We start from the raw sequence: 10,118 nt of genomic DNA on the forward strand, positions 1-10,118 counted from the left end.
AACCAGGCCTTCTTCGAAGCCTGGGATCATGCGGCCGGAACCCAGAACCAGCTGAGTACCCTTGGCGGAACCGCCAGCGAATACTTCGCCGTCAACCTTGCCAACGAAATCGATGTTCAGCTGGTCTTCGTTCTGGGCAGCGCGATCGGCCACTTCGAAACGGGTGTTCTGCTTGCGCAGGATGTCCAGCATTTTGTCCAGGTCAGCGTCAGCCACTTCAGCGCTCAGGCGCTCAACGGTGATGCCGTCGAAGCCGGCAACGGTGAACTCAGGGAACACTTCGAATACGGCAACGTATTCCAGATCCTTGCCAGCTTCCAGCGACTTAGGCTCGATCGAAGGCGAACCCGCCGGGTTCAGCTTCTGCTCAACCACAGCTTCGTAGAAGGAGGACTGGATGACATCACCAACAGCTTCCTGACGAGCATCAGCACCGAAACGGCGCTTGATTTCGCTCATTGGCACTTTGCCTGGACGGAAGCCAGCAATCTTGGCCTTTTGGGCAGTCTGCTGCAGACGCTTGTTGACCTGAGTCTCGATGCGCTCTGCCGGCACGGTGACGCTCATGCGGCGCTCGAGAGCAGTAGTATTTTCAACAGAAACTTGCATGGATATTCCTCGTTGCACAGACGTTAGCCGGCCGTTTCCGACCCCAGAATCAAGGGCATGCATTCTAGTGGGTCAAACTCAAGAAGTCACCCTACTGAAAACGGGTAAAAAAACAGCAGGCAATTTGAAGGCGGGGACAAACGGTTATGACCCGCCCTGTTCGCAAATACAGCTAATCTCACCAAGGCTCTGCGCCGACCTCTTCTATATATAGAAGCGCCGCTGCGTCACCCTTCCTGCGACCCGAACCGGCGGTCGCTGAAAATTCGAATCCGTAAAACAAAAAAGGCGCCAGACTGTTAAATCTGGCGCCTTTCGAAATATGGGGTGGACGATGGGGATCGAACCCACGACAACGGGAGTCACAATCCCGTGCTCTACCAACTGAGCTACGCCCACCATATCGCGCTACTTGTGCCAAAGCTGCCTAATGGCGCACCCGGCAGGACTCGAACCTGCGACCATCCGCTTAGAAGGCGGATGCTCTATCCAGCTGAGCTACGGGCGCCTTATTAATCTGTACTCTTAAAGGACTACAAACTAAGTGCTTTCCAGCGTCGCAGAACCTTGATTCCGCTTCACCTTCTTAACCAGTGCTAGGCTGTGCCCGACAAGTGCGACGAATAGTATAGAGCGCTCCCAAGGTCGTCAAATCCTTTTTGAAAAAAATTCATTTAATTAAAGGAGTTAGGGGAATTTGCTGACCAAGCGCCTTTGCCCTCACCGCACGACATGCGAGAATGCGTTCTCATTTTTTCCCCTCTCGATGGTTAATCACGCGCAATGACTGCACAACTAATCGACGGCAAATCGATCGCCGCCAGCCTGCGCCAGCAGATCGCCCAACGAGTTGCCGAGCGTCGCCAGCAAGGCCTGCGCACTCCCGGCCTCGCGGTGATCCTGGTCGGCAGCGATCCTGCCTCTCAGGTTTATGTCTCGCACAAGCGTAAAGACTGTGAAGAGGTCGGCTTCCTCTCTCAAGCCTACGACCTGCCCTCTGAAACCACTCAGCAGGCGCTGACCGATCTGATCGATCGTCTCAATGACGATCCGGCAATCGACGGTATCCTGCTTCAACTGCCATTGCCCGAGCACCTGGACGCTTCCAAGCTGCTGGAACGCATCCGCCCGGACAAAGACGTTGACGGTTTCCATCCTTATAACGTCGGCCGTCTGGCCCAGCGGATTCCACTGCTGCGTCCGTGCACCCCAAAAGGCATCATGACCTTGCTGGAAAGCACGGGCGCTGATCTTTATGGCATGGATGCAGTGGTCGTCGGTGCTTCCAACATCGTCGGTCGCCCAATGGCGATGGAGCTGTTGCTGGCCGGCTGCACCGTGACTGTGACCCACCGCTTCACCAAGGATCTGGCAGGCCATGTCGGTCGCGCCGACCTGGTGGTCGTGGCCGCCGGCAAGCCGGGACTGGTCAAGGGCGAGTGGATCAAGGAAGGCGCGATCGTGATCGACGTCGGCATCAACCGTCAGGAAGACGGCAAACTGGTCGGTGACGTCGTGTACGAAACCGCCCTGCCCCGCGCCGGCTGGATCACTCCGGTACCGGGCGGCGTCGGCCCGATGACCCGTGCCTGCCTGCTGGAAAACACCCTTTACGCAGCAGAAACCCTGCACGTCTGATCGGTATTTACGGCAGTACAAGAACCCCGCCTTGCGCGGGGTTTTTCATGCCTGAGAAAAAACACTAACCGTTCGCCGGAAACCCCTCTTTTTACAGGCCTTTTCACGAGATTTTCAGCTCGTTCAAACAACCATCGACAGATCTTCAGCCATACTTCTAGAATGCGACGCTTTGAAGAAATAACCCGTTACAAACTAACGGAATATCCAACCTTTATGAGTTCGCCCGCGTGAAAATTCGTCTTTCGATACTGAGCCTGTTTTTTGCATTTACAGGCACATTCATCACGCCAACGATCAACGCTGCGGAAACCACCGCTGCCCCTCGTGACGCTTCGCAACTGAAGATCGCCTCCGGCAGCGCCCTGCTAATGGATATGCAGACCAATAAAGTCATCTACTCCAGTAACCCTGACGTGATCGTGCCGATCGCTTCCGTCAGCAAACTGATGACTGGCCTGGTCGTGGTTGAAGCGCGACAGAACATGGACGAATGGATCGATGTCGATATCAGTCAAACGCCGGAAATGAAGGGCGTGTTCTCCCGAGTCAAACTGAAGAGTGAACTGCCGCGTCGCGAGATGCTGCTGATCGCACTGATGTCCTCGGAAAACCGCGCGGCCGCCAGCCTCGCGCATCACTATCCGGGTGGCTACGCAGCGTTTATCGCGGCAATGAATGCCAAGGCGAAAGCGCTGGGCATGACCAGCACTCATTTTGTCGAGCCCACCGGCCTGTCACCGCGCAACGTGTCTACCGCCCGCGACTTGAGCAAGTTGCTGGTAGCCGCGCACAAACAACCGCTGCTCACCCAACTGAGCACTACCAAGGAAAAAACCGTGGCGTTTCGCAAACCCAACTACACCTTGGGTTTCCGTAACACCGACCATCTGGTGAACAAGGACAATTGGGACATCAAGATCACCAAGACCGGCTTCACCAATCAGGCCGGGCATTGCCTGGTGCTGGTAACGAGCATGGGCAACCGTCAGGTTGCCCTGGTGATTCTTGATGCATTCGGTAAATACACGCACTTTGCCGATGCCAGCCGTATCCGCAGTTGGGTCGAGACCGGCAAGAGCGCCGCCGTTCCAGCGGTGGCTCAACAGTACAAGGCCGAGAAAAACCTGAAGTCGCGCCAGAGCGGCGTAGTTGAAGCCTCAAAGTAAATAGCAGCACAAAAAAAGCCCCGAGTGATCGGGGCTTTTTGCTTTCTGCGAATCAATCATTAGGCAATGGCATTTGGTCATCGTCGGGAATGCCATCGCCCTTACTCGGATCTGGCGCAAGCCCTGGCGCCACCAACGGCCGGGCCATTGGATCGCGCAATGGACTGTCCGGATCCAGCACGGGATCCACGCCCTCTTCAGGCGTAGTCGGCACGCTGTCCGGCTTTTGGTCATCGAAGCTTGAATCGGTACTCATACGCACCTCGCATCAAGGTTTCAGATCGGCTAACGGATCATAGGGTTTGGCCGGTTTTTGGTCGTCCTCGCCTGGCTTCACATCTTTCGGCGCCTTGGCGGGACCGATCGGGTCGACTTGCGGATCGGCGACATCCGGCGAATCCGGATCAAATCCCAGATCATCACCTGAGGAATGCTCGGAAGAATGCGGGCCTTGAGGGGATGGAGAATCTGTCATGTCGCCTCCTGATTTGCCCGCGAATTACGGGCTATAACCGTGAGAGGCTTGCCGGGTGCAGTCGTGCCCGGCAGATGACGAACGGAACTCAGTGCGCAGCCAGCGCCTTGCGCGCCTGCGCCGCTTCCGGCTCCTGACCCGCCCGGGATAGCTCATCGGCAGCCTTGAGCCAGCGCTGACGATCAACCGATGCCGGAATCTGCGAAGGCTTCTGGATCAATATGGCCCAGCCGCCGGACTTTTCGAATGCCGATTCAAAAGCACTGAAACTCATCAATTCGCGACGGTTCATGCCCGCACGCAACAGCACGTTCTGTTTATTACGATCGTAGCCGGAGAGAATCGCGTAGCGCGGTTCAGCCCAGAACGCCGAGCCCTCGCTGAAGCGCACCATCACTGGATAACCCGCCGCGACCTGAGTCAGCAACGCTGGCAAGCTCTTGTCCAACGGATACACGACCATGCCGTATTCCCGAGCCAGGTTCTGGATATTTTGCTGCAACTTGTCCTCGCCGCCGGGCAGGTGCAGCGGCTTTTCCAGCAAACCCGGGGTAATCACGATGCCCTGCTGCGACAGCAGGCTGGCCAACACTTGCGGCCCGGACTGATTGGCTTCGCCGCGATAAAACGTGCCGCTCAGCTCGACCCGCTCCGGCAATCGCTTGACCTCGGGCGCAACATTGCCTGCACACCCGACCAAAAGGGCCGCGCAGCCAACCGACAACAGCGCTGCACGAATTCGAGAAAATACCTGCACCATTGTCACTCTCTGTTCAGACGCCGGTCATCGTGTTCCGGCAAGGTTCACGATCATAGGGTGGTGCAAGGCTGCGGTATAGCCTTAAACCGTAGAGACATCGATTGCATAGAGCGAACTGATTGGTCACCACCGACCTTTGGTCAATAGCCTGAAACACCTGGTTGACTAGACTGTCACTGAAACAGAACGAATTGAAAAAGCGTGTGCCCGATGCAGGGCGAAGAGGAGGCACTGATGAGCCTGACCATGACTATCGTAATGTTGATTGCCGGTTGGCTGGCTGTTGCCGCCGCCATGTTGTGGGGCGTGTTGCGGATTGCGCGGCGTCATCACCACCCTGTTCAGTCCTCACCCGCTGAAAAAGCCGTGAAGCATCGTGTACGTCACGTAACTGCGCACTGACCGCCTCTAAAAGCCACCAACAAAAAGGCCGCCTGAACTCCGGGAGTTCAGGCGGCCTTTTGGCTTGTCAGCGTTTACGCTTGCACAGCCAACTTCTTCTGCCGGGCCCGGCGCGACAACATGTTCAGCACTTCAATCCCCGCCGAGAACGCCATCGCTGCATACACATAACCTTTCGGTACGTGGGCACCGAAGCCTTCGGCGATCAGCGTCATGCCGATCATGATCAGGAAGCCCAGGGCCAGCATCACGACAGTCGGATTGTCGTTGATGAACTTGGCCAGCGGATCAGCCGCCAGCAACATCACCAGTACCGACACCACCACCGCGATGATCATGATCGGCAAGTGTTCGGTCATACCGACCGCAGTAATGATGCTGTCGATCGAGAACACCATGTCGAGCAGCAGGATCTGGCCAATGGCGGCGGCAAAGCCCAAGGTCACTGTCGAGGTGGCCGATTTCGGGTCTTCCGGCGACGGATCCATGCTGTGGTGAATCTCGGTCGTCGCTTTCCAGACCAGGAACAGACCACCGGCGATCAGGATCATGTCCTTCCAGGAGAAGGCCTGGCCGAGGATTTCGATGACTGGCTCAGTCAACTGCACGATGAAGGCAATGGTGCTCAACAGCGCCAGGCGCAGAATCAACGCCATGCCAATACCGATGCGACGAGCTTTCTGCCGATGCTGCTCAGGCAGTTTGTTGGTCAGGATCGAGATAAAGATCAGGTTATCGATGCCGAGCACGATTTCCATCACCACCAGTGTGGCCAAAGCAACCCAGGCGGTGGGGCTGGCTGCGAGTTCCAACAGATATTCCATGGTTCAGTCCTGACTCTGTGTAATACGGTTTAGATGGTTTTGGAGGACGATTCGGATTGTTCCGCATCTTTTTCCGTTGATTCTTTTTTCTCGATCAACCCGCCAGTGGCATCACTGAGCGCCTGTTCGGCGGCTTTATGGGTATCGTCGATAGCTTGCTTGGCGCTTTCAGCCGCCTTGCCCATCAACTGCTGGGCGCTTTTCTCGGCCTGATCGCAACCGGCCAGAACCAGTAAAGACGTAAACATCAGGACAGGGAATGTGTATTTCATGAGGTTTCCTTCGAATGAACAGACAGGGTCGCAGACCGGCCGTCGATGGCTGGGCATTCTAGGGAGGCAAACACTTCAGGAAAATTCGTTTTTTTAGCGGCTATACTTCGGTTTTTACGAACTGAAGAACACCATGCTCAATTACCGACAGCTGCACTACTTCTGGGTTGTAGCCAAAACCGGCAGCATCGTGCGCGCCTGCGAACAACTGAACCTGACCCCGCAGACCATCAGCGGGCAGATTTCCCTGCTCGAACAGACTTACGGCATCGAGTTGTTCAAACGGGTTGGCCGGCAACTGGAACTCACCGAAGCCGGGCGTCAGGCCCTGCCCTACGCCGAACAGATGTTTCAGCTCGGCGGCGAACTGGAACTGATGCTGCGCGCCCAGCCCAATGAACAGCAGATCCTGTTCCGCGTCGGCGTCGCCGATGTGGTGCCGAAATCCATCGTCTATCGCCTGATCGCACCGACCATGGAGTTGAACGAGCCACTGCGCATCACCTGCCGCGAAGACAAACTCGAACGATTGCTGGCAGACCTGGCCATCCAGCGGCTGGATCTGGTGATCTCCGACAGCCCGATGCCATCGCACCTCGACATCAAGGGCTACAGTCAGAAACTCGGCGAATGCGGGATCAGTTTTTTCGCCACCGCCGAACTGGCGGCGCGCTACGGGCAGGACTTTCCGCGCAGCCTGCACGGCGCACCGCTGTTGATTCCCGGGGCGGAAACCGTGGTGCGCAGTCGTTTGCAGCGCTGGTTCGCCGAGCAGCAGATCCAGCCGCAGATCGTCGGCGAGTTCGATGACAGTGCCTTGATGCAGGCATTCGGCCAATCCGGCAGCGGGATTTTTATCGGCCCGAGCGTGATTGCCGATGAGGTGAAGCGCCAGTACGGCGTTCAGTTGATTGGCCAGACGGACGCGGTGACCGAGTCGTTCTACGCCATTTCGGTGGAGCGCAAGGTCAAGCACCCCGGCATCGTTGCGATTACCGAAGGTGCCCGACGCGAGTTGTTTACTACCTTATGAGGCGTCTGTGCACATTTCGCGCGGCTTGAGCGTCATCAACACCATGGCGAGGAATACCGACAGCAGAATAAACCCTGCAGCGGCGAATCCGAGAAAGCCCAGACCCGCGCTGTCGATCACCCGACCACCGACCATGGCGCCCAGGCCAATCCCCAGATTGGCCCCGGCAATATTCAACGAGGCGGCAAAGGCCGGCGCTTCTGGCGCGGCTTTCATCAGGCGCACGTGGCTGACCAGGAACAACGCCGCCTGGGTCACGCCCCAGATGCCCATCGCCACCGTCAGCCCCAGCGGCGAATGAATGTTCGGCACCAGCGACACCATGCCGGCAATCATGAACGCACAGAACAATACCGACGCCCCCAGCGGATGCCGATCCACCGCACGGCCGCCCAACGAGTTGCCGATCAGACCGACCGCGCCAAAGCCCATCAGGCACCAGCCAACCACCGTGCCGTTGAAACCGGCCAAGCGCTCAAGGATGTCCGCCAGATAGGTGTAAACGGTAAACATGCCGCTGAACACCAGGATCGACAGCACGATGTGACCGATCATCAACGGGCTGCGCAGGATCTTGAACTGCGAGCGGAAGCTGACCTGATGCTGGTGCAGATTGGTTTTTGGCAAATAAACAAACAGCAACAGCGCCTTGGCAAACGCGATCACCGCGAGGATGCCGAACGCGCTGCGCCAGCCCAATGCATCGGAAATCAGCGTGCCGACAGGAATGCCAAACACCGTGGCGCAGACGATACCGAAGCCGATCTTGGCGATGGCACGGCCGGCGAAGTCCGGGCCGACGATGTCCACGGCCGTCTCGCTGGCCAGTGCCCAGAACACTGGAAGACCCAGCGCCGGGATCAATCGGGCAATCGCCATCACCCAGATGTTCGGCGCCAGTGCGGCAACGGTATTGGCCAGGCCGAACATGATCAAAATGCTGATGAACAGCTTGCGGCGCTCGAAGCGGGCGAAATACGCGGTCAGGAATGGGCCGAACATCGCCACAGTAAAGGCGAACAGCGTGACCAGCAGCCCGGCCTGCGGGATGGTGACCGCAAGGTCGCGGGCAATCGCCGGCAGCAGGCCGACGATGACGAATTCCGTGGTCAGTACCGTGAATCCGGCGGCAGACAACAGAAGGATGGGCAACAGCATGGGGAACTCCAACAAAACGACGACACCAGCGATGACCGGAGGGCCCGCTGGCAGAACTTGAAAATGAGGATGGAGAATCTTAACAGAGTGTTTCCAGCCTGACTTGCACAAAGCTGCCGACTTGCCGATCAATCGAGTGGCAGATCGTCACAGGCCTGAAGGACAAAGCCTACGCTGTGATAAAGTCCGCGCCCTGAAAAACGTACAGCCTGTTCAACACCAAGTTTATTGGCGTTGATACAGCGTCAGCCCTTTCGGCTCGTGACGGTGGCCTGCCCCCGATTTTGTCACCGCGCTCACGCAGCCTTGCACCCTATAAAAAATCAGAGATGCCGTTATGACCGCTTCTTCCCCTTCGCTATTGCACCGCCTCAAGAACCTGAGCCTGGTCACGCAGATCCTGATCGGCTTGATCGCCGGCATCGCCCTGGCGATGTTCGCCCCGGACGCGGCGAAAGCCAGCGCCTTTATCGGCAAGGTGTTCGTTTCGGCGCTGAAAGCCGTGGCACCGATTCTGGTGTTCGTGCTGGTGATGGCCTCGATTGCCAACCACAAGCACGGCCAGGAAACCCACATTCGGCCGATTCTGTTTCTGTATCTGCTGGGCACGTTCGCTGCGGCGGTGGTCGCGGTGGTTGCCAGCATGACGTTTCCGTCGCACCTGGTGCTGTCCACCGACAACATTGCGGTGAGCGCACCGGGCGGTATCGCCGAAGTGCTGCAAAGCCTGCTGTTGAGCGTGGTCGACAACCCGGTGAGTGCGCTGATGAACGCCAACTTCATCGGCATTCTGGCGTGGGCGATCGGCATGGGCGTCGCGATTCGCCATGCCGGTGATACGACGCGCGAAGTGCTCGGCGATCTGTCCAACGGCGTCACCGTGATCGTGCGGGTGGTGATCCGCTTTGCACCGCTGGGTATTTTCGGTCTGGTGGCTTCGACTCTCGCCACCTCAGGTTTCGGCGCGCTGATCGGTTACGCACACCTGCTCGCTGTGCTTTTGGGCTGCATGCTCTTCGTAGCACTGGTGATGAACCCGTTGATCGTGTTCTGGAAGTTGCGTCGCAACCCGTACCCGCTGACTCTCAAGTGCCTGCGTGAAAGCGGTATCACCGCGTTCTTCACCCGCAGTTCGGCGGCGAACATTCCGGTCAATCTGGAGTTGAGCAAACGTCTGGGCCTGCATGAAGACACCTATTCGGTGTCGATCCCGCTGGGTGCGACCATCAACATGGCGGGCGCAGCGATCACCATCACCGTGCTGACCCTCGCGGCCGTACACACCTTGGGCATTGCCGTGGACATTCCCACCGCCATCCTGCTCAGCGTCGTGGCGGCGATCTGCGCCTGCGGTGCTTCGGGTGTGGCCGGTGGTTCGCTACTGCTGATTCCGCTGGCGTGCAGCCTCTTCGGCATTCCAAGCGAGATCGCCATGCAGGTGGTGGCGGTCGGTTTCATCATTGGCGTGTTGCAGGATTCGGCCGAAACTGCGCTGAACTCGTCTACTGATGTGCTGTTTACCGCAGCGGCTTGTTTGGGTGAGGAAGAGAAAATTCAACGTACCGCGTAATCATCGCCGCAATGAAAAGCCCGCCGAGTTGTGAACCTGGGCGGGCTTTTTTGTGCCTGAGATCTTTCCCCCCTCACCCCAACCCTCTCCCCCCAAGGGGGCGAGGGGGAAAGTGATCTGGCTTAATGATTCTGGACACCCCTAAAGGGCGGTAATCTACGCCCAGCGACGAGGTGTGATATGACCAGACGATATTTTTCGACAGATT

Annotated in this window: 12 protein-coding genes and 2 tRNA genes; 5 read left to right on the plus strand and 9 right to left on the minus strand. The window is 57.7% G+C overall.

From position 1 onward, the window contains the following. The 3 genes from tig to ACIOVB_RS25895 form a co-directional block, all read right to left on the minus strand. Positions 1–609 (minus strand): trigger factor (tig, locus tag ACIOVB_RS25885; RefSeq protein WP_401272092.1); only part of this gene is annotated, 609 nt, incomplete at its 3' end. A 323-nt stretch (positions 610–932) separates the two neighbouring features. Next, positions 933–1,008, minus strand: a tRNA-His gene (locus ACIOVB_RS25890). 32 nt (positions 1,009–1,040) lie between these two features. Next, a tRNA-Arg gene (locus ACIOVB_RS25895) sits at positions 1,041–1,117 on the minus strand. A gap of 275 nt (positions 1,118–1,392) precedes the next feature. Here ACIOVB_RS25895 and folD point away from each other — a divergent pair. Further along, on the plus strand, positions 1,393–2,247 hold the full coding sequence (gene folD, locus ACIOVB_RS25900; RefSeq protein WP_401272093.1) for a bifunctional methylenetetrahydrofolate dehydrogenase/methenyltetrahydrofolate cyclohydrolase FolD: 855 nt from the start codon (positions 1,393–1,395) through the stop codon (positions 2,245–2,247). Positions 2,248–2,477: 230 nt separating this feature from the next. Beyond that, positions 2,478–3,416: a D-alanyl-D-alanine endopeptidase gene (gene pbpG / locus ACIOVB_RS25905; protein WP_187680487.1), complete on the plus strand. Its 939-nt coding sequence runs from the start codon at positions 2,478–2,480 to the stop codon at positions 3,414–3,416. Positions 3,417–3,468: 52 nt separating this feature from the next. On the opposite strand, the gene ACIOVB_RS25910 is transcribed toward pbpG, so the two are convergent. The 3 genes from ACIOVB_RS25910 to ACIOVB_RS25920 form a co-directional block, all read right to left on the minus strand. Beyond that, entirely contained in the window at positions 3,469–3,672 is a 204-nt protein-coding gene (locus ACIOVB_RS25910) for a hypothetical protein (RefSeq protein ID WP_305438702.1), read from the minus strand. Between the two features lie 12 nt (positions 3,673–3,684). After that, positions 3,685–3,891 (minus strand): DUF6021 family protein, encoded by a 207-nt coding sequence (locus tag ACIOVB_RS25915; RefSeq protein WP_305438703.1) that lies wholly within the window; start codon positions 3,889–3,891, stop codon positions 3,685–3,687. 88 nt (positions 3,892–3,979) lie between these two features. Beyond that, positions 3,980–4,651 carry a peptidase C39 family protein gene (locus ACIOVB_RS25920; protein ID WP_401272094.1) on the minus strand — a complete coding sequence of 224 codons (672 nt, stop codon included), beginning with the start codon at positions 4,649–4,651 and terminating at the stop codon, positions 3,980–3,982. Positions 4,652–4,861: 210 nt separating this feature from the next. Here ACIOVB_RS25920 and ACIOVB_RS25925 point away from each other — a divergent pair, with 210 nt between their 5' ends. Further along, complete coding sequence (locus tag ACIOVB_RS25925; protein WP_401272095.1) at positions 4,862–5,053, plus strand: hypothetical protein; 192 nt, start codon at positions 4,862–4,864, stop codon at positions 5,051–5,053. Between the two features lie 74 nt (positions 5,054–5,127). On the opposite strand, the gene ACIOVB_RS25930 is transcribed toward ACIOVB_RS25925, so the two are convergent. Both ACIOVB_RS25930 and ACIOVB_RS25935 read right to left on the minus strand, forming a co-directional pair. After that, positions 5,128–5,877 carry a TerC family protein gene (locus ACIOVB_RS25930; RefSeq protein ID WP_187677661.1) on the minus strand — a complete coding sequence of 250 codons (750 nt, stop codon included), beginning with the start codon at positions 5,875–5,877 and terminating at the stop codon, positions 5,128–5,130. Positions 5,878–5,906: 29 nt separating this feature from the next. Then, a complete protein-coding gene (locus ACIOVB_RS25935) occupies positions 5,907–6,149 on the minus strand; it encodes a hypothetical protein (protein ID WP_187677660.1) in 243 nt (80 codons plus the stop codon). Between the two features lie 133 nt (positions 6,150–6,282). Between ACIOVB_RS25935 and nhaR the strand changes: the two genes are divergently transcribed. Next, the gene (gene nhaR, locus ACIOVB_RS25940; protein ID WP_401272096.1) at positions 6,283–7,182 is read left to right on the plus strand and encodes a transcriptional activator NhaR; all 900 of its coding nucleotides are present in this window, start codon (positions 6,283–6,285) and stop codon (positions 7,180–7,182) included. Here the strand turns inward: nhaR and ACIOVB_RS25945 are convergent. Continuing rightward, on the minus strand, positions 7,177–8,340 hold the full coding sequence (locus ACIOVB_RS25945; RefSeq protein ID WP_187677658.1) for an MFS transporter: 1,164 nt from the start codon (positions 8,338–8,340) through the stop codon (positions 7,177–7,179). The genes nhaR and ACIOVB_RS25945 overlap by 6 nt on opposite strands. Positions 8,341–8,677: 337 nt before the next feature. Between ACIOVB_RS25945 and sstT the strand changes: the two genes are divergently transcribed. Continuing rightward, the gene (gene sstT / locus ACIOVB_RS25950; protein ID WP_401272097.1) at positions 8,678–9,910 is read left to right on the plus strand and encodes a serine/threonine transporter SstT; all 1,233 of its coding nucleotides are present in this window, start codon (positions 8,678–8,680) and stop codon (positions 9,908–9,910) included. Positions 9,911–10,118: the final 208 nt, after the last annotated feature.

It is taken from the genome of Pseudomonas sp. NPDC087639 (assembly GCF_044743385.1).
GTDB lineage: Bacteria > Pseudomonadota > Gammaproteobacteria > Pseudomonadales > Pseudomonadaceae > Aquipseudomonas.